Consider the following 17,575-nt stretch of genomic DNA (forward strand, 5'->3'; position numbering starts at 1 on the left):
AATCCGCGCAACCGGTGGATCAGTTCGTCTCCGGCCGGCGGCTGCGAGCGTTGCTGACGAACTCCCAGAAAAACGCCGCGAAGAGCCCCAGCATTCCCCCAAGCACCACAGACAGCGCGACGATTAGCGAGCGGCCAGGGCCCACTGGACTGTCAGACTCCCTGGCAACGAAGGTTTCTTCCATCTCGCGGCTCATCGCCTGGATCGTCTCGGCCTTCGATCGTGCATCCACTCGTTGTTTGCGCAACTCGGCAAGCTCCCTCCGGATATCGCTAACGCGCTGCGCCATAATCAGACCGGCTACGTCTTCCCTTTCGTCAAGACGCTCACGCAATTCATCGAGGTCGTCCTGCAAGATGGCAATCTGTTCATCAAGTAGTTCCATGCGGCTGTAATGGGGCCTCAGACTCGCTGCCAGGCTTTCGTCAAAGCGCACACCCAGCCACTCACTCAAGGCCGCAACCACCTGACGATGCAGGTCTGCCACTTGGTTCGCGCGATCGCGCGTACTCTTCGAGGTCAGCGTCAGGCTGTACTCGGAGCCCTCTGCAGAAACACGAACCGCTGGGGCACCTTGCTGCCCGTGATCGAGCGCTGCGCGTTGCTGCGGGATCAATACATCCTCAAGCCTTTCAATCACCTTCCCCCTCGAGACCACATCAACGGTCCCGGGAGAAGCCTCATTGGCCAACTCCGAGTAGACCCCCGGAAGATCGACACCGGACCTGTATTCGTACTCAACCGGCTGCATAAATGCGTACACCGCACCCAAAACAACCGTGAGTACAGCCACACCCAGGATCAACAGCAAACGACGCATCACCACGTCGTACAGGTCATAAAGGCTGATTTCGTCGTCGTAGGGGCGGGCTTGTGGCCCTGCGGAATCCGTCATGAGTACGTTCCTGTGTAGTCAATCATCCAGTAGCAAGCCGCTTACGCGTCTTAGGGGGCCACCCGGAATTCGGCCGCCCCAGGCTTCAGTGCATGGGGGCTCATGCGGCCAGGCGTTCCCGTATCGCCGGAATCGCCACCCTGACAACAACCACCTGCAAGCAACGAGCGCCGGGATTGGACCACGCACCATCCCTACCCGCAAGCCAAACCCGGCAGGCGAACGCTCCTGCCCGCGTAGGGGCGGGCAGGGCTGCGTGGCAAGGGCTGGCTTTGGGGGGCTTCGCGCCGCATCGCGCAGGGGCTACGCTCCTACAGGATGTCCAGGACCCATTGTAGGAGGCCAGCCCCCTGGCCGATGGGCCTGTCCAACACCCAATCGGCCAGAGGGCTGGCCTCCTACAAGGGCGGGGGGCGTGGAAACCGATCAGTCGCTGTTGAAGAGGTCGCGGGTGTAGATTTTGTCGGTCTGGTCGCGGATGTCATCGGTGATGCGGTTGGCGACGATGACGTCGCTGATGCGCTTGAACTCGTCGAGGTCGCGGATGACGCGGGAGCGGTAGAAGTCGTCGTCCGGGAGTTCCGGCTCGTAGACGACGACCTCGATACCCTTGGCCTTGATGCGCTTCATCACGCCCTGGACGGCGGAGGCACGGAAGTTGTCGGAGCCGCTCTTCATCACCAGCCGGTAGACCCCGACCACCCTGGGCTGGCGCTTGATGATCGCATCCGCGATGAAGTCCTTGCGCGTCCGGTTGGCGTCCACAATGGCCTTGATGATGTTGTTGGGCACCTCGTCGTAGTTCGCCAGGAGCTGCTTGGTATCCTTCGGCAGGCAGTAGCCGCCAAAGCCGAACGACGGGTTGTTGTAGTGGCTTCCGATACGCGGGTCCAGACAGACGCCATCGATGATCTGGCGGGTGTCCAGACCGTTGGCCTCGGCGTAGCTGTCCAGTTCGTTGAAATAGGCCACCCGCATGGCCAGGTAGGTGTTGGCGAACAGCTTGATCGCCTCGGCCTCGGTGGAGTCGGTGAAGACCATGGGGATAGCGTCGTCGACCGCGCCTTCCGCCAGCAGGTTGGCGAATGCCTTGGCCCGGTCGGACCGCTCGCCGACGATGATGCGGGAGGGGTGCAGGTTGTCGTACAGGGCCCGGCCCTCGCGCAGGAATTCCGGCGAGAACAGGATGTTGTCGGTTTCCATCTGCGCGCGGATCTCGCGCGTGTAGCCGACCGGCACGGTGGATTTGATGACCATCGTGGCGTGCGGGTTAATGGTCAGCACGTCGCGGATCACGGATTCGACGGTGCTGGTGTTGAAGTAGTTGGTCTGCGGGTCGTAGTCCGTGGGCGTGGCGATGATGATGAAGTCCGCGCCCTCGTAGGCCGCCTGCTTGTCCAGCGTCGCCTTGAGGTTCAGCGCGCGATTCTCGAGGAAATCCTGGATCTCGGCATCGATGATCGGGGACTGCCGGCGGTTGATCTGTTCGACCTTCTCCGGCACCACGTCCAGCGCGAGCACCTCGTGGTGCTGCGCGAGCAGGACGGCGTTGGAAAGCCCGACATAGCCGGTTCCGGCGACTGCGATTTTCATCCCTTGCTTCCTTTCAGTCTGGATCTTTGTGTCTGCGTTTGCGGTTGCCCCGAACCCGTAGGAGCCGCCTTGGCGGCGAAGCCCCTGCCAGGGTCCGGCTTTGGCAGGGGCTTCGCCTGCGAGCAGCCTCCTACGGGGGGCTGGCCCACCGCACGCGATTATTCAGGGCCCGAGGATACTGAGGCGCCATGAACAATGATGCGATCGGAGGCACGAAAGGCTAACGCTGCCCTTACCCCGCGAACCGTTCTTGCGGCGGGTGGTCGGCCGGGGCGTATTCGCGCACGACTGCCCGGATCGTGTGGCAGGCGCGCTCGGTATCCATCTCGCGGTCGGCCTGGTCCAGCTGGGTCAGGGCCGCCTGCAGGTCCTGTGGCGCGACACAGTCCTCGCGTGCGCGCATGATCCGGGCATGCGCGGTGGGCTCGACGTTGTCGCCGATCAGCAACTCCTCGTAGAGCTTCTCGCCCGGGCGCAGGCCGGTGAAGACGACCTCGACCCCGTCCTCGGGCATGCCGCCTTCCTTCACCTGGCGCCCGTGCAGGCGGATCATGCGCCGGGCGAGGTCGATGATCCTGACCGGCTCGCCCATGTCCAGCACATAGACCTCGCCGCCCTCGGCCATGGCACCGGCCTGGATGACCAGCTCGGCCGCCTCGGGGATGGACATGAAATAGCGCGTGATCTCCGGGTGGGTCACCGTGACCGGCCCGCCATCGCGGATCTGCTGGTGGAACAGCGGCACCACGGAGCCGGAGGACCCGAGCACGTTGCCGAAGCGCACCATGCTGAAGATCGTACCGCGCCGCTCGCGGGCCCGATCCTGCAGGACCATCTCGGCCAGACGCTTGGTGGCCCCCATCACGTTGGTGGGGCGCACGGCCTTGTCGGTGGAGATCAGGATGAAGCGTTCCACACCCGCGTTCAGCGCGGCTTCCGCCAGAACGGCGGTGCCAAAGACGTTGTTGCGCACGCCCTCGATCAGGTTGGACTCGACGATCGGCACGTGCTTGTAGGCGGCCGCGTGATAGAGGGTCTGCACGCCGTGCTCTTCCAGCACCGCGGCCACGCGCCGCGCATTGGCGACAGAGCCCAGGACGGCGTGGATCGCCGGGTACTGCTCCAGCTGTGCCGCAACCTCCTGCATCTCGCGCTCGATGCTGTAGAGCGCGAACTCGTTGCGCTCGAACAGGATCAGCGCGGCCGGCTCCAGGCGGATAATGCGCCGGCAAAGCTCCGACCCGATGGAACCGCCCGCCCCGGTCACCATCACCACCCGGCCGCGCACGCTGCGGGTGAGCAGCTCCGGGTCCGGCGGAACCGGATCCCGGCCCAGCAGATCGGCGATGTCGACGTCCTCCAGCTGCTCGAGGCTCGCGTGTCCGGAGACCACTGCCTCCATCGACGGCACGGTCTGCACGTACACCGGGAGCGGTTCCAGCTGCTCGAGGATGCGGCGGCGCTCCTGGCGCGTCGCGGACGGGATGGCCAGTAGCACCCGACCGACCCGGAAGCGATTGACCAGACGCGCGAGGTGAGCCGGCTTGTGGACCGGAATCCCGTCGATCGAGCTGCCCTGCAGGCTGCGGTCCTCGTCCACGAACGCGACCACGCGGAAGCGCCCCCCGGCCTTGAGCCCGGACAGCAACTGCACACCGGCCTCGCCAGCCCCGAACACGACAACCGGTTCGGCACCCGCCGATGCCTCGATGATGGAGCGATACCAGGTCCGCACAAGGAACCGGCTGCCACCGACGTAGAGGAAGGCCACGATCGCGAAGTTGATCGGCACCGAACGCGGGAAGCCTTCCACCTGCGCCAGGGTTGCCGCAGCCCACAACACCAGCGCCAGGATCACCACACCGGATCCCACGGACCAGATCGTGCGCGACCCCATGAAGCGCACCACCGCCCGGTAAAGCCCCAGCTTCACAAAGAGCGGGATACCCACCAGGACCACCAGCGGGAACAGCCACCAGGTCTCCAGCATGATCGGCGGGAACGGCTCGGCCAGGCGGATGGCGAAGCCGGACCACAGCGCCAGCGGCAGCATCACGACATCCGCCAGCACCATGAGCCAGCGCTTCTGCGAGCGCGGCAGGTTGAGCAACCTTTCCAGGCTCCTGCTCAGCATGAGCTGCAACACCCTTTACGCATTGGCCGTCCGGCTCCGATCTCCACCAAGACCACCCGGATACAGTACATCAAGCGCACATCCCGAGGGCCACCGCGATCCGTCACGGCCCGCGGAGCATAAGCAACCCCTGATAAAAATGCACCCCGACTGCGTGATACACACTGTGGGAGCCTGCTCGCAGGCGAAGCCCCCGCCCAAGCTGGAACTTACCTCCGGGCAAAAGCTTCGCCGCCAAGGCGGCTCCTACAGGAGCCGCCCAAGCGCGCGATCATAACCCTCGCTGGCAGGGGCTTCGCGGGCAAGCCCGCTCCCACAGTTGACAGAACCCAGGGTGCCGCTGTGGGAGCGGCCTTGGCCGCGAAGCCCCTGCCACAGTCGGTTCAGCCCCTCACTCCAACCAGATCGCATCCCACAGCGGATATTGGCCCAGATTACTCACCAGCCCAGCCCGTAGAGGATTAGCCACCACGTAACGCGCGACGGCCTGGAGGTCCTCCTCCCGGCGCAAAGCGCGGTCATGGAAACCCGGCTGCCAAACCCGGCAAGGTCGTCCACTCAACTGCCCGATTCGACGAGTCGTGGAACTCTTCACCTTCTGTACGGTGCGGGACAATTCCCCATCGTCAAGTTGCATCAGCCAATGGACATGGTCGGGCATGACCACGAAGCAGAGTGTAGTCGCCGTCCCTTCCACCTCACGCAACGCCTGAACCACGCAGCGACCGTGATCGAGCGCGCCAAACCAGGCATGCCGATCGGCACATACCGCCGTGACCAGGTAAATCCTTCCGTGCTCGCTGACCCGCCCAAGCCGCAACCGGTGGGATCGTGCCTTCCGTGGCATTCGAGCCTCCCGAGATTGTTACCACTCCATAGTTCTGTGGGAGCGGGCTTGCCCGCGAAGCCCCTGCCCGGGTCCGACTTTGGCGGGGGCTTCGCGGCCAAGGCCGCTCCCACGGTGCACACCCACCAAACAAACCGTCTCGCCAGAGTTCGAGCTAGGTGCGTTGTTCAGCCCAATGAGCGAACTGGGTGTACACCTGAAGGGCTGGCGTGACAGCGCCGATGACCCGCTCCAGATCGATCGTGTCGTACAGGTGTGTGAGGCCGTTGCGCATCGCGCAGGCATCCATCAACTGCTCGGTCAGTGTCTCCTCGATATCAAGATGATCGCGAAGCGTCTCGAAAACGTCGCGGCGAGGCGATAGCCATCGCGGCGCAACAGCTGCAGACCGATGTCCGCAGAAGACTCGCACAGGAGTTGCAAAAGGCGCTCGATGGCATAGTGTTCGCGACGCTGCTGGCGGGGTTCCAGGGCACGGTATTGCTCAAGGTCCGACAGGAACTGGCGCAACATCGACAACTTGCGCTGCATCACCTCGGAAGTATCAGGCGACATCCGAACCCTCTGACTGGTGGCGCTGGAACAGGACGGAATCCGCGTGCAGGAAAAACGCACGGTCCTGCTCCGCATGGAATCGCCCTTCACGCTCCTCGAACAGACATTCGCCATCGCGGAACACCTCGAAGCGGGTGACGGGCGACACACGATCCGAAAGGAGCAGAAGATCGACCGGGTCGGGCTCGAAGATTTCTTCCAGTTCCCGTTGCCACCGTCCCTGCGTCATAAGGTCCGGCATCGCCTGCGGTTCGACGGCCAGATCCACATCCCGCCCGTGCCCTTCCCGGGCTACGGACCCGAACAGGATCACCAGTCGCCAGTGGTGCCGGGCGGCGAGTTCATTGATGCGGCTGATCCGTTCCGGCTGAAGCATGGGAATCACGATTCGAGGCTAAGTCGTATCGTCAGAGTAGCAAAGGCGCGGTCGCTTATCCTCGGCGTTGCCGTGATGAGCCTTGTGGGGGCAGTTTTTTCAGACCAGATCTGTGGCATCTATCCCGTGGGAGCGGCCTTGGCCGCGAAGCTCCTGCCCGGGTCCGACTTTGGCAGGGGCTTCGCGGCCAAGGCCGCTCCCACAAAACAACCCCCACAAATCCACTCCGACCAGACTACTTCCTCCAGCCCAATCCTACAGGTGGGCTGATCAGGCGAGGAGCTGGGCGAGGTCGTCGGGGCCGAGGATGGGGATTTCAAGAGATTCGGCCTTGGTGACCTTGGAGCCGGGGTCGGCGCCGGCGATGACGGCGGTGGTCTTTTTGGAGACGGAGCCGGTGACCTTGGCGCCGCGGGCCTCGAGGGCGGCCTTGGCTTCGTCGCGGGTCATGGTGTCGAAGCTGCCGGTGAGGACGTAGGTGTTGCCGGCCAGCGGGGCCGAGTCGCCCGACTCTGCCGCTTGTGGCCGGGGCGGATCGGGCCAGTGGACGCCGGCGTCGCGCAGGGCCTGGATCACGTCGCGGTTGTGCGGCTCCGCGAAGAAATTGGCGATGTGTTCGGCGACGATGGGGCCGACGTCGGGGACCTCCTGCAGGGCCTCGGCATCGGCCTGCATCAGTGCGTCGAGATTGCCGTAGTACGTGGCCAGGTTGCGGGCGGTGACCTCGCCCACCTCGCGGATGCCGAGGGCGAAGATGAACCGCGCCAGGGTCGTCTCGCGCGCCTGTTCCAGGGCGTTGACGAGGTTCTCGGCAAGCTTGGGGCCGACCCGCTCCAGAGCCTCCAGGCGCTCGGCGTCCAGCGCGAACAGATCCGCCGGGCTTTGCACGATGCCGCCGTCGGCCAGTTGCTCGATGATCTTTTCGCCGAAGCCTTCGATGTCCATCGCGCGGCGCGAGACGAAGTGCTTCAGCGCCTCGCGCCGCTGTGCGGGGCAGACCAGCCCGCCGGTGCAGCGGGCCACGGCCTCGCCCTCCGGGCGTTCGATGTGCGAGTCGCACTCGGGGCAGCTCACGGGCATCTCGATCGCGCGGGTGTCCGCGGGGCGTTCGCCGCCGGCACGGCCGACCACCTCGGGGATCACGTCGCCGGCGCGGCGCACGATCACGCGGTCGCCGATGCGCACATCCTTGCGCGCGATCTCGTCCATGTTGTGCAGGGTGGCGTTGCTGACCATCACGCCGCCCACCAGCACCGGCTCCAGGCGCGCCACCGGCGTCAGCGCGCCGGTGCGGCCGACACGGAACTCGACATTGCGCAGCGTGGTGGTGCGTTCCTCCGCCGGGAACTTGTGGGCGATGGCCCAGCGCGGCGCGCGCGAGACGAAGCCCAGCGCCTGCTGGTCGGCCAGGGCATCCACCTTGTACACGATGCCGTCAATCTCGTAGTCCAGCCCCGCGCGCCGGGCGGCGAGCCGTTCGTAGTAGTCGAGACAGGCCTCTACACCCTCCAGCACCTCCCGCTCCGGGCAGGCCGGGAAGCCGAGCTCCCGCAACCAGTCCAGCGTGCCGGACTGGGTGTCCGGCAGGGTGCCGCCTTCCACGAAGCCCACGGAGTAGGCGAAAAAGCTGAGCGGCCGGCGCGCGGTCACCTGCGGGTCCAGCTGGCGCAGGCTGCCGGCGGCGGCGTTACGCGGGTTCATGAATCCGCGCTGGCCGTCGGCCTCCAGGCCGGCGTTCAGGCGCTCGAAGTCGGCGCGGCGCATGAACACCTCGCCGCGCACCTCCAGCACGCCCGGCGCGTCGTCGGTAAAGCGGTCGCCCAGGTGCAGCGGGATCGGACGCACGGTGCGCACGTTGGCGGTCACATCCTCGCCGGTCTCGCCGTCCCCGCGGGTGGCGGCCTGGACCAGGCGACCGTTCTCGTAGATCAGGCTGATGGCGAGCCCGTCCAGCTTGGGCTCGGCCATATAGGTGACGGCGGCCTCGAGGCGTGCCGGGTCGCCGGTCTGCTTCGCCAGGCGTTCGCGCACGCGGCGGTCGAAGTCGCGGATCTCGTCCGCCTCGAAACCATTGGCCAGTGACAGCATCGGCAGACGGTGGCGCACCGTGGCAAAGCCCTCGGCGGGGGTGGCGCCGACGCGCTGAGTGGGCGAATCGGGGGTGACGAGCGCCGGGTGCTCGGCCTCCAGCTGCTCCAGCTCGCGCATCAGGGCATCGAACTCGGCGTCCGATACCTCGGGGTCATCGAGGACGTAGTAGCGGTAGTTGTGATGCTCGATCTGCCGGCGCAGCGCGTCGATGCGCGTCTTCGGAGAATCCGTCGAGCCAGCCTGCGAGGCAGGCGAACCCGACCGGCTCACCGCGTACTCCGCCGGCGCAGCACGTCCGGCCGGTGGCGGCGCAGCCAGTCGTTCAGATCCTCGCGCATGTAGGCCAGCGTCTGGTTGGTCGCGGTGGATTGCTGCGCATCCAGAATGCTGCCCCCCAGATCGCGTGCCAGCACGTGGGCGTGCTCCAGCAGCGCCTCGAAGGCCCTCTGCGGCTCGGCGCTGCGGTGTACCTGGGTAAACAGCGTGACACCGGGCGTCATCATGTCGGCCAGGTCTTCCTCGCGCAGAGTGCCGGGCGGGACCATGTTGGCCGCGGAGAACAGCGGGACACGATTATCCGTTTCCGGCTCATGGAAGTGGTAGATGTCCATCTCGCCGGGGGTCATGCCGGCGCGCTGCATCGCCGCGCCCAGGGCCACGCCGGTAAAGGGCTTGTTGCGCGGGGCCACCACGTGCAGCAGCAGGATCTTCTCGTCCGTCGCGCGGCGCTCGGCCTTCGGATTGCGACCAACAACACGCGGCTCCGAGACATACTCGCCCAGCGTCTCCATGTCCGGGGCCGGCTTCTCGACCAGATCCGGGTCTACCTCGTGATCCGGGTGCAGTTGCTCGCCGAGGGTGTCGTCGGCGCGCGGCGGCTTGAACCGCTCCGGGCGCACCCGGTCCAGGCCGGCACGCAGGCGGGCACCCACGTCGCCAAGCACCGCCCGCACGCGGTCCACCGAAGCGTTCGCCGAACCCTGGCGCCGCGCCCGAACCGGGCGATCCTCCGGTGACGGCTCGAAGGCGCCGTGCGGCGGGGGCGGTGTGGGCTCGTCATCGTTGTCCAGGACGCCGTAAATGTCCTGGGCGCGTTCGCCCCGGCGACCGTAGTCGGGCTCCAGATCCGGCTCGTCGTCGCTGGCGGTCACACCCAGATGCGGTTCGTGGCGTTCCTCGCGGGCCGCGGCGGGAATGCGCGGCTCGTCGAACCCGGGTTCACGCGCCCCGCCCGTGCCGGCACTGCGGCCGGTATCCAACGGGTCGCCCCAGCCGGCCTCCGGCTCGGGGGAAGCATTGGGGTCCACCGGCTCGTACCAGCGCTTCTCGCCCGGCTGCTCGCCGGCGCGGATGTGCACGGCCTCGTCGCCCCAGTCCGCGGCATCGTCCTCCATGTCGCGCGAAACCGAACGCGTGCGCAGGCGATGGGCGAGCCAGATCCCCGCGATCAGGACAATCCCCAGTATGACCAGACTGATGCGCATCCAATCCACGCGGTACCTCGTTTAATTGCGGTTTTGTGCCGTGGTTTTGCCGGGCGCCGGGGTTCCGATGGAACCCGTTGTGCCATCCCCTGGAGATTGCCGCGGCCCCCAGGGAAACACTGATTAATGTACACGCTCGCGCTCGAGTCGCTTTTGCGTGCGAACAAGGCGCGGTGACCGCCGTGCAGTCATTCTGCACAAGGGAACCGCAACGCCGTGCGCGCGCAAAAGAGGCCGAGCCCCTTCTTTCATTAAATTGTGGGGTCGGTACCCCAGGTTCCCCGATCCTGCGTTGCGGCCCGACTCAGTCAAAAACGGGCCGGTAGAACCGCTACCGGCTGCGCACCGCGCCTTGTCTCGGAAAACCTGGGGTACCAACGCGAATCTGTACATTAATCAGTGTTTCCCTAGGGCCTCGCAATGACGAGGGGGTACGCTCAGGCCTCCGCCAGCTCCACGGCCTCGTCGATATCCACGCTCACCAGGCGCGAGACCCCTGGTTCGTGCATGGTAACGCCAATGAGCTGCTCGGCCATGGCCATGGTCGCCTTGTTGTGCGTGATGAAGATGAACTGGATCTGCTCCGACATCTCGCGCAGCAGGTCGCAGAAGCGACCCACATTGGCTTCGTCCAGCGGCGCGTCCACCTCGTCCAGCATGCAGAACGGCGCCGGGTTCAGCTCGAAGATCGCGAACACCAGTGCCGAGGCCGTGAGCGCCTTCTCGCCCCCGGACATCAGGTGGATGGTCGAGAGACGCTTGCCGGGCGGGCGCGCCATGATGGTGACACCGGTATCCAGCAGGTCGTCGCCGGTCATCTCCAGGCGCGCCTCGCCACCGCCGAACAGGCGCTGGAACTTGTGCCCCAGCCCGGCGTTGACCTGATCGAAAGTCTGCTTGAACAGCGCGCGCGTCTCGCGGTCGATGCGGTGCATCGCCGCCTCCAGGGTCTCCAGTGCCTCGATCAGGTCGGCGTGCTGTTCTTCCAGGTAGCGCGAGCGTTCCTCCAGGCTGCGTGCCTCGTCGATGGCCGCGAGGTTGATTGGCCCCAGCTTTTCGATCTTGCGGTCCAGTTCGCCGATCGCCTGCTCCCAGGCCGGGACCGTGGCGTCCTCCGGTAGCTCGGGCGCAAGGGCCTCGGCGGCAAAGCCGGATTCCTGGAACTGGGTCTTCAGTTGCTCGATCTGTACCGAGCGCTCGCGCAGGTCCAGGCGCAGCTCCTCGCAGGTCGAGCGCTGCGCCTCCACGCGATTGCCCAGCTCGGTGCTGGCACCGGCCAGTTCGCGCAGCCGCGCGTCGCAGGCCTCCAGGTCGGCGCGCGCCCGGGTCAGGCGTGCCTCGGCCTCCTGGCGTTGTTCCGCGGCGGTCTGCAGGTCCGCGCGCCACTGCTCCAGCGGGCCCTGGCGCTCGTGCAGCCCCTGTGCGAGGCGCTCGCGGCGCTGGGCATCGTCCTCGCGCTGGCGCTCCAGGCGTTCGCGCTCGTTGTGTTCGCGCTCCAGGCGGTGGCGCGCCTCCTGTTCGGACATGCGCGCCTGGTTGGCCGCGTCGCGTGCCGCGCGCAGCGCATCCCGGGCCTCGGACTGCGCGGCGCGGGCCGCCTCGACGCGTGCCTCCAGCGCCGCGCGGTCGGCCTCCAGGGTCTCGATGCGCGCCAGCGCCTCGTTGCGCTCGGCCTCCGCGGTCGCGAACTGCTCGCGGGCACGCGCGGCCTCCTCGTCCAGCTCGCCGGCCTCGCGGTCGATGCGTTCCTGCTGCTGCTCGAGCTGCCGGGCCTGGTCACGCAGGCGCTGCACGCGGCGCTCGCGGTCGTCGATCTGGGCCTGCTGCTCGCGGATCTGCCCGTCCAGCGCCTCGCGCCGGGCGCGGGTGGCCGCGAGGGTCTCGTTGCGCTCTTCCAGCGCGGCTTGCAGGCGGTTCATATCTGTCGCGAGCTCCTCCTGACGCTCCTGCAGCTCGCGCGCCAGACGCACCCGCGCGACCGCGCCGCTGGCCCCGCCCTCCAGCGTGCGATGCGCGACCCAGCCCGGCCCCAGCCAGGTTCCATCCGGGGTGATCACGCTCTCGCCCGGACCCAGCGTCGCCACCCGGGCGCGGGCGGTTGCGAGATCGTCCGCGCAGTGCACCGCGGCCAGCCAGGCGGTGACCACCGGCGAGCCCTGCACGCGGGCGGCCAGGCTGCCGGCCGGCGCCTGCGCGCCCTGCGGCACGTCGGTACCGACCAGGCGCAGCATGGCGTCGGGCAGGTCCGGCGCGGCTTCCGGGGTGTCGGTCACGGCGGCCTCCAGCCAGGCCCCCAGGACCATCTCCACGGCGGTGTCCCAGCCCTCGGCCACCTCCAGCTGCCGCACCAGCGGGCGCGACAGATCCAGCCCGTGTTCGCGCGCCCAGGCGTCGCGCCGGGCGCGGGTCTCCTGCGGGTCGTCCTCGCCGGCAAAGTGCTCCAGCCCCGCCAGACGCCCGGCGACCTCGCGCGCCTCGCGTTCGGTGGCGTGCAGGCGGTCCTGCTCCTCGCGCTGGGCCTGTTCCAGTTCGGTCAGCGCACTCTGCTGCTGTTCGCGATCGCCCTGCAGGGCCTGCAGCCGCTCGCGCAGGCCGCCCAGTTCCGTATCCAGGCGATCGGCCTCGGTACCCGGGTGGGTTTGTGGCAGGGCCGCGCGCTCGGCCTCAAGGCGTTCCCGCCGCTGGGCGACCCGCTTGAGCAGGTGCTCGGCGTTGTCCATGCGCGAACGCGCGAGCTGCGCGTTCTGGCGCGGCTCCGCCAGCGAGCGTTCCCATTCGGTGAGGGCCTCGCGCGCGGCTTGGTATTCGGTCTCGGCCTCTTCCGCGGCCGCCTCCAGACGCTCGCGCTCGGCCTCGGCGCTGGCAGTGGCCTGCTGGCGTTGCGCGCTCTCCTGCTCGGCCTGAGCGATGCGCGCCTCCACCGCCTGATGCTCGCCGGCGGCGGCCTCGATGCGGCTGTCCAGCTGGCGCAGCTCGGCCTGTTCGCGCGCCAGTTCGTCCTCGGCATGGCGAATGGACTGCTCCAGCCGCGAGACCTCGGCGGCGCAATCGTAGTAGGCACTCTGCGCCTGGGTGGTGGCGGCCTCCAGCTCGAGGCGCTCCTGACGCGCCTGTTCGGTGCCGGTCTGCGCCTTCTGGGCCTCGGCCTGCGCCTGGGCCAGCGCGGTCTCCGCATCGTTGAGCCGGGTGCGGCTGGCCTCCATCTCGTGTTCCTGTGCCTGCAGGCGCAGGAGGATGGCCTCGGCGCGCTTTTGCCGGCGTTCGGCCGCCAGGGCCTGGTAGCGCTCGGCGGTGGCGGCCTGGCGATTCAGGCGCTCGGCCTGCTTGGCCACCTCGTCGCGCACGTCGTCCAGGCGCTCGAGGTTCTCGCGGGTGTGGCGTACGCGGTTCTCGGTCTCGCGCCGGCGCTCCTTGTACTTGGAGATGCCGGCCGCCTCCTCCAGGTACACGCGCAGCTCCTCCGGCCGCGCCTCGATCAGGCGCGCGATCATGCCCTGCTCGATGATGGCGTAGCTGCGCGGCCCCAGGCCCGTGCCGAGGAACAGGTCTACCACGTCGCGCTTGCGCGCACGCTGGCCGTTGAGGAAGTACTTGGACTGGCCGTCGCGGGTCAGCGCGCGTTTGACGGCGATCTCGCCATAGCCGCTGTACTCGCCGCCCAGGCGGCCGTCGGAGTTGTCGAAGACGAGCTCGATGGAGGCCTGCCCCACCGGCTTGCGGCTGGAGGAGCCGTTGAAGATCACGTCCTCGCTGGAGTCCCCGCGCAGGTGCTTGGCCGAGGACTCGCCCATCACCCAGCGCACGGCGTCGATGGTGTTGGACTTGCCACAGCCGTTCGGCCCGACCACGCCCACCCGATTACCGGGCAGGACGAGGGTGGTCGGGTCCACGAACGACTTGAAGCCGGCCAGCTTGATTCGGGCGAGTCGCACGTTCGGCGCTATCCGCGGTCAGGGAACTCGGGGTTAGAATGGTACACGCTTACACCCTCAGAGTGACCCGCCCCCGAGCACCTGGCACCTGTCCCGCTGTAGGAGCCTGCTTGCAGGCGAAGCCCTGCACGTGCCCGGCTTTGGCAGGGGCTTCGCCTGCGAGCAGGCTCCCACAGGGGGCTGTCACACGCAGGGGCCACCCATTCAACGACGAGAGACGTAGATGCCCAGCCAGCCGAGCAAGACCCTGGAGACCTTCGACAATCCGGCGCCGGAGAACGACTTTGCGATCTATATCCGCGTACCGGAATTCACCTGCCTGTGCCCCGCGACCGGACAACCGGACTTCGCCGAGCTGCACATCCAGTATGTGGCGGACCAGAAATGTGTGGAGCTGAAGTCGCTGAAGAACTACATGTGGTCCTACCGGGATGAGGGGGCCTTCCACGAGGCCGTGACCAACCGCATCCTGGCCGATCTGGTGGCGGCGACCGACCCGCGCTACATGCGCCTGACCTCGTACTTCAACGTGCGCGGTGGCGTCTATACCACCGTGGTGGCGGAACACCGCAAGCCCGGCTGGACCCCGCCGGAGCCGGTGCAACTGCCCTCGCCCACGCGCAGCCCGCTCGACATGAACGGCTGAGCTCGCGCGCGATGCACGCCATCGGCATCGACCTCGGCACCTCCGGGATCCGGCTCGTGCTGCTGGACCCGGCGGGCGAGCGCATCCATGCCGCGCAGCGGGCGCTGCCGGCCTCGGTCGGTGGCGATGAGCAGCGCGCGGAGCAGAACCCGGCCCTTTGGTGGTCCCATGTACGCGAGCTCCTGCGCGAGGCCGCTACGCATCTGGACGGCGAGCCGGCGGCAATCGCGGTGGACGGGACCTCGGCCACCCTGCTGCGCCTGGACGCCGATGGACGCCCGACCCACCCGGCATTGATGTACAACGATGCCCGGGCCACCGACATGCTGCCCGTCCTGGCCGGGGTGGCCCCGGCCGCTTCCGCCGTGCACAGCCCCAGTTCCTCGGCCGCGAAACTGCTGTGGCTGCGTCGCCACGAGGGGCTCTCGGGCGTGCGCCGCGTCCTGCACCAGGCCGACTGGATCGCCGGGCGCCTGCGCGGGCGCTTCGACCACATGGACGAAAACAACGCCCTGAAACTGGGCTACGACGCCCTTTGGGGGGGCTGGCCGAACTGGCTGCAGGAAACCCTCGGGACCGACGCCACCCTGCTGCCGGAGGTGGTCCCCGCCGGCACCGTGCTGGGCCCAGTGGACCCGCAGGTGGCGGAGGCACTGCACCTGAACCCGGCCTGCCGGGTGGTGGCCGGCACCACCGACAGCATCGCCGGATTCCTCGCCTCCGGCGTCGCCGATGACACCACCGGGGTCACCAGCCTGGGCTCGACGCTGGTACTCAAGCAGCTGGCACCGGAGCCGATCTACGCCCCGGAACTGGGCATCTACAGCCACCGCTTGCTGGGACGCTGGCTGGTCGGTGGCGCCTCCAACAGTGGCGGCGCCGTACTGCGCCAGTACTTCGACGACGCGGCGCTGGAGCGACTGAGCGACACCATCGACTCGGAGAACGACAGCGGGCTGGACTACCGGCCCCTGCCCCGAACCGGCGAGCGCTTCCCGGTCAACGATCCCGAACTGGAGCCGCGTCTCGCCCCCCGCCCCGATGACGACGCGCGCTTCTTGCAAGGGCTGTTCGAGGGGATCGCCCGCATCGAGCGCGACGGCTACCGCCGCCTGACCGAACTGGGCGCCCCGCGCGTGGAGCACGTGGTCTCGCTCGGCGGCGGCGCCCGAAACCCCGTATGGACCCGCATCCGCAGCCGCATCCTCGAATGCCCGGTCACCCCGGCCGCGGATGACGACGCGGCGCGCGGAGCCGCCCGCCTCGCGCGCATCGGCGTGGGCCTGGAACCCGGCTTCACGGACTGACCGTCTCCTGTGCCGACAAGACCCATGTAGGAGGCCAGCCCTCTGGCCGATGGGGGGCATCACCAGCATCCCATCGGCCAGAGGGCTGGCCTCCTACAGGAAATCCGGGGGCAGGGCCTAATGGTGGTGATCGATGCTACATTCCGAAGGGAACACCACAACAAAGGGATACGACATGCACTGGACGCGAGTTCTCGGGATTGCCCTGCTGGTGGGCGGGATCATTCTGCTGGTGATGGGCTATAACGCGACCGAAAGCCTGGGCGAGGAGCTGCACCAGGAATTCATGGGGCGCTACACGGACGAGACGCGCTGGTACCTGATCGCGGGCGGCGTGATGTCCGTCGTTGGGCTGGTGCTGGCGATCTTCGGGGTGCGCCGCTGAGCCCACCGTGCCGGCCCGTTCGCTCCGCCTGACCCCGCTGTTCGCGTTCCTGGCACCCTTTCGCGGGCTTTCGCGCGTATTCGAGCCGGGCCTGCGGGGCCTGGTGATCGGGCCCCTGATCATCAACATCGTGGTGGTGATCGGGCTTGCGGCGGCGGCCGCACTTGGCTTCGAGGCGCTGCTGGCCGCGTGGCTCCCGAGTGGCTGGGACTGGCTGGCCTGGCTGCTATGGCCGTTGTTCGCCCTGGCGCTGCTGGTGGCCTTTGCGGTATCGGCAGTAGCCCTGGCCGCGATCATCGCCAGCCCGTTCTCCGGCCCGCTGGCCTACCGTACCGCCCGCGGCCTGGGCCACGAACCGCGCCAGCCGGCGCGCTCGTTTCTCGGCGAGATGGGTCACGCGAGCATCACCGCGCTGCGCAAAACCGGGTACTACGCCCTGCTGTTCATCCCGGTCCTGGTGATCACGGTGATCCCCGGGCTGAACCTGCTGGCCGGACTGGCGTGGTTCCTGTTCGGCAGCTGGGTCCTGGCCGTCGAATTCATGGAAGCCCCGCTGGCGAACGACGGCCTGGAGTTTGCGGCGGTCCGCCAGACCCTGCGCGCCCACCGGCTGGAGACGCTCAGCTTCGGGGCCGGCACCACGCTGCTGGCGATGGTGCCGGTGGTGAACCTGCTGCTGGTCCCGGCCGCCGTAATCGGCGCAACCCACCTGCGCGTGCGCCTGCCCGACCCCCGGGGCAACGCCTAAGGCATTTTTCACCACAGAGAGCGCGGAGGGCACAGAGAACTGCAAAAGCCGGGTTACAGGAAGTAGGGAAGGACGCTGGAATGAATAACGATGGCCGGGTCCATTCCTCCGGAATCATCGATCTCGGATGCAGACCTTCCGGGGCAAAGCGACTCACCGAAACCCTGCGAGCCCCAGGCCCTCCAGCCCATCATCCCTTCCAACCTTCAAACCTTCCTGTAAACCGCCCTTGAATTTCTCCGTGGCCTCTGTGTGCTCTGTGGTGAAAACGCCCTTCCGCCCTTAAGGAGACGCTGATTGAATCGCACGTTCGCGCTCGAGTCGCTTTTGCGTGCGAACAAGGCGCGGTGACTGCCGTGCAGTCATTCTGCACAAGGGAACCGCAACGCTGTGCGCGCGCCCGTTTTTGATAACAACGGGCGGCCGAGCCCCTGCTTTCAATGGCTTGTGGGGTTGGTGCCCCCTGTTCCCCGATCCTGCGTTGCGCCGCTTGCGGGTAGAACCACTACCCGCTGCACGACGCGCCTTGTCTCGGAACGTTTGTCTCGAACAACTGGGGGGCACCAACGCGGACGTGCGATT

The 17,575-nt window shown here is 67.5% G+C and carries 14 protein-coding genes; 4 read left to right on the forward strand and 10 right to left on the reverse strand.

Annotation, left to right across the window (positions count from 1 at the left end; all coding sequences use genetic code 11):
* Window positions 1-19: 19 nt before the first annotated feature.
* The 10 genes from F793_RS0107960 to smc form a co-directional block, all read right to left on the reverse strand.
* Window positions 20-895, reverse strand: a complete 876-nt coding sequence (locus F793_RS0107960) for a Wzz/FepE/Etk N-terminal domain-containing protein (RefSeq protein ID WP_018882251.1) — start codon at window positions 893-895, stop codon at window positions 20-22.
* A 426-nt stretch (window positions 896-1,321) separates the two neighbouring features.
* On the reverse strand, window positions 1,322-2,488 hold the full coding sequence (locus F793_RS0107965) for a nucleotide sugar dehydrogenase (RefSeq protein WP_018882252.1): 1,167 nt from the start codon (window positions 2,486-2,488) through the stop codon (window positions 1,322-1,324).
* 232 nt (window positions 2,489-2,720) lie between these two features.
* Complete coding sequence (locus tag F793_RS0107970) at window positions 2,721-4,622, reverse strand: nucleoside-diphosphate sugar epimerase/dehydratase (RefSeq protein ID WP_026280861.1); 1,902 nt, start codon at window positions 4,620-4,622, stop codon at window positions 2,721-2,723.
* A 391-nt stretch (window positions 4,623-5,013) separates the two neighbouring features.
* A complete protein-coding gene (locus F793_RS0107980) occupies window positions 5,014-5,469 on the reverse strand; it encodes a transposase (protein ID WP_018882254.1) in 456 nt (151 codons plus the stop codon).
* A 154-nt stretch (window positions 5,470-5,623) separates the two neighbouring features.
* Complete coding sequence (locus F793_RS14160) at window positions 5,624-5,881, reverse strand: HepT-like ribonuclease domain-containing protein (protein ID WP_231366526.1); 258 nt, start codon at window positions 5,879-5,881, stop codon at window positions 5,624-5,626.
* Window positions 5,770-6,024 (reverse strand): hypothetical protein, encoded by a 255-nt coding sequence (locus F793_RS0107990; protein ID WP_231366527.1) that lies wholly within the window; start codon window positions 6,022-6,024, stop codon window positions 5,770-5,772. The genes F793_RS14160 and F793_RS0107990 overlap by 112 nt, the downstream gene beginning before the upstream one ends.
* Window positions 6,014-6,400, reverse strand: coding sequence for a nucleotidyltransferase family protein (locus F793_RS0107995; protein WP_018878340.1), 387 nt, complete (start codon window positions 6,398-6,400; stop codon window positions 6,014-6,016). Before F793_RS0107995 ends, F793_RS0107990 begins: the two co-directional genes overlap by 11 nt.
* A gap of 270 nt (window positions 6,401-6,670) precedes the next feature.
* Window positions 6,671-8,761 carry an NAD-dependent DNA ligase LigA gene (gene ligA, locus F793_RS0108005; protein WP_018882258.1) on the reverse strand — a complete coding sequence of 697 codons (2,091 nt, stop codon included), beginning with the start codon at window positions 8,759-8,761 and terminating at the stop codon, window positions 6,671-6,673.
* Window positions 8,758-9,975 carry a cell division protein ZipA gene (zipA, locus tag F793_RS0108010; RefSeq protein ID WP_018882259.1) on the reverse strand — a complete coding sequence of 406 codons (1,218 nt, stop codon included), beginning with the start codon at window positions 9,973-9,975 and terminating at the stop codon, window positions 8,758-8,760. The genes ligA and zipA overlap by 4 nt, the downstream gene beginning before the upstream one ends.
* A 437-nt stretch (window positions 9,976-10,412) precedes the next feature.
* Entirely contained in the window at window positions 10,413-13,907 is a 3,495-nt protein-coding gene (gene smc / locus F793_RS0108015) for a chromosome segregation protein SMC (protein WP_018882260.1), read from the reverse strand.
* Between the two features lie 223 nt (window positions 13,908-14,130).
* Here smc and queF point away from each other — a divergent pair, with 223 nt between their 5' ends.
* From queF to cysZ, 4 genes are all read left to right on the forward strand, one after another.
* Window positions 14,131-14,553: a preQ(1) synthase gene (gene queF, locus F793_RS0108020; protein ID WP_018878344.1), complete on the forward strand. Its 423-nt coding sequence runs from the start codon at window positions 14,131-14,133 to the stop codon at window positions 14,551-14,553.
* An 11-nt stretch (window positions 14,554-14,564) separates the two neighbouring features.
* A complete protein-coding gene (locus F793_RS0108025; protein WP_018882261.1) occupies window positions 14,565-15,860 on the forward strand; it encodes an FGGY-family carbohydrate kinase in 1,296 nt (431 codons plus the stop codon).
* 175 nt (window positions 15,861-16,035) lie between these two features.
* Window positions 16,036-16,245 carry a DUF3185 family protein gene (locus F793_RS0108030; protein ID WP_018875710.1) on the forward strand — a complete coding sequence of 70 codons (210 nt, stop codon included), beginning with the start codon at window positions 16,036-16,038 and terminating at the stop codon, window positions 16,243-16,245.
* 7 nt (window positions 16,246-16,252) lie between these two features.
* Window positions 16,253-16,993 carry a sulfate transporter CysZ gene (gene cysZ / locus F793_RS0108035; RefSeq protein ID WP_018875711.1) on the forward strand — a complete coding sequence of 247 codons (741 nt, stop codon included), beginning with the start codon at window positions 16,253-16,255 and terminating at the stop codon, window positions 16,991-16,993.
* Window positions 16,994-17,575 lie beyond the last annotated feature (582 nt).

This window comes from Thioalkalivibrio sp. ALE22 (genome assembly GCF_000381445.1).
Taxonomy (GTDB): domain Bacteria; phylum Pseudomonadota; class Gammaproteobacteria; order Ectothiorhodospirales; family Ectothiorhodospiraceae; genus Thioalkalivibrio.

Excerpts from the sequence above, each read along its gene's own strand:
- F793_RS0107960 (WP_018882251.1), bottom strand. The coding sequence starts at position 895 with ATGACGGATTCCGCAGGGCCACAAGCCCGCCCCTACGACGACGAAATC.
- zipA (WP_018882259.1), bottom strand. The coding sequence starts at position 9,975 with ATGCGCATCAGTCTGGTCATACTGGGGATTGTCCTGATCGCGGGGATC.
- F793_RS0108030 (WP_018875710.1), top strand. The coding sequence starts at position 16,036 with ATGCACTGGACGCGAGTTCTCGGGATTGCCCTGCTGGTGGGCGGGATC.
- F793_RS0107980 (WP_018882254.1), bottom strand. The coding sequence starts at position 5,469 with ATGCCACGGAAGGCACGATCCCACCGGTTGCGGCTTGGGCGGGTCAGC.
- F793_RS0107965 (WP_018882252.1), bottom strand. The coding sequence starts at position 2,488 with ATGAAAATCGCAGTCGCCGGAACCGGCTATGTCGGGCTTTCCAACGCC.
- F793_RS0107970 (WP_026280861.1), bottom strand. The coding sequence starts at position 4,622 with ATGCTGAGCAGGAGCCTGGAAAGGTTGCTCAACCTGCCGCGCTCGCAG.
- F793_RS0107990 (WP_231366527.1), bottom strand. The coding sequence starts at position 6,024 with ATGTCGCCTGATACTTCCGAGGTGATGCAGCGCAAGTTGTCGATGTTG.
- F793_RS0108025 (WP_018882261.1), top strand. The coding sequence starts at position 14,565 with ATGCACGCCATCGGCATCGACCTCGGCACCTCCGGGATCCGGCTCGTG.
- F793_RS0107995 (WP_018878340.1), bottom strand. The coding sequence starts at position 6,400 with ATGCTTCAGCCGGAACGGATCAGCCGCATCAATGAACTCGCCGCCCGG.
- queF (WP_018878344.1), top strand. The coding sequence starts at position 14,131 with ATGCCCAGCCAGCCGAGCAAGACCCTGGAGACCTTCGACAATCCGGCG.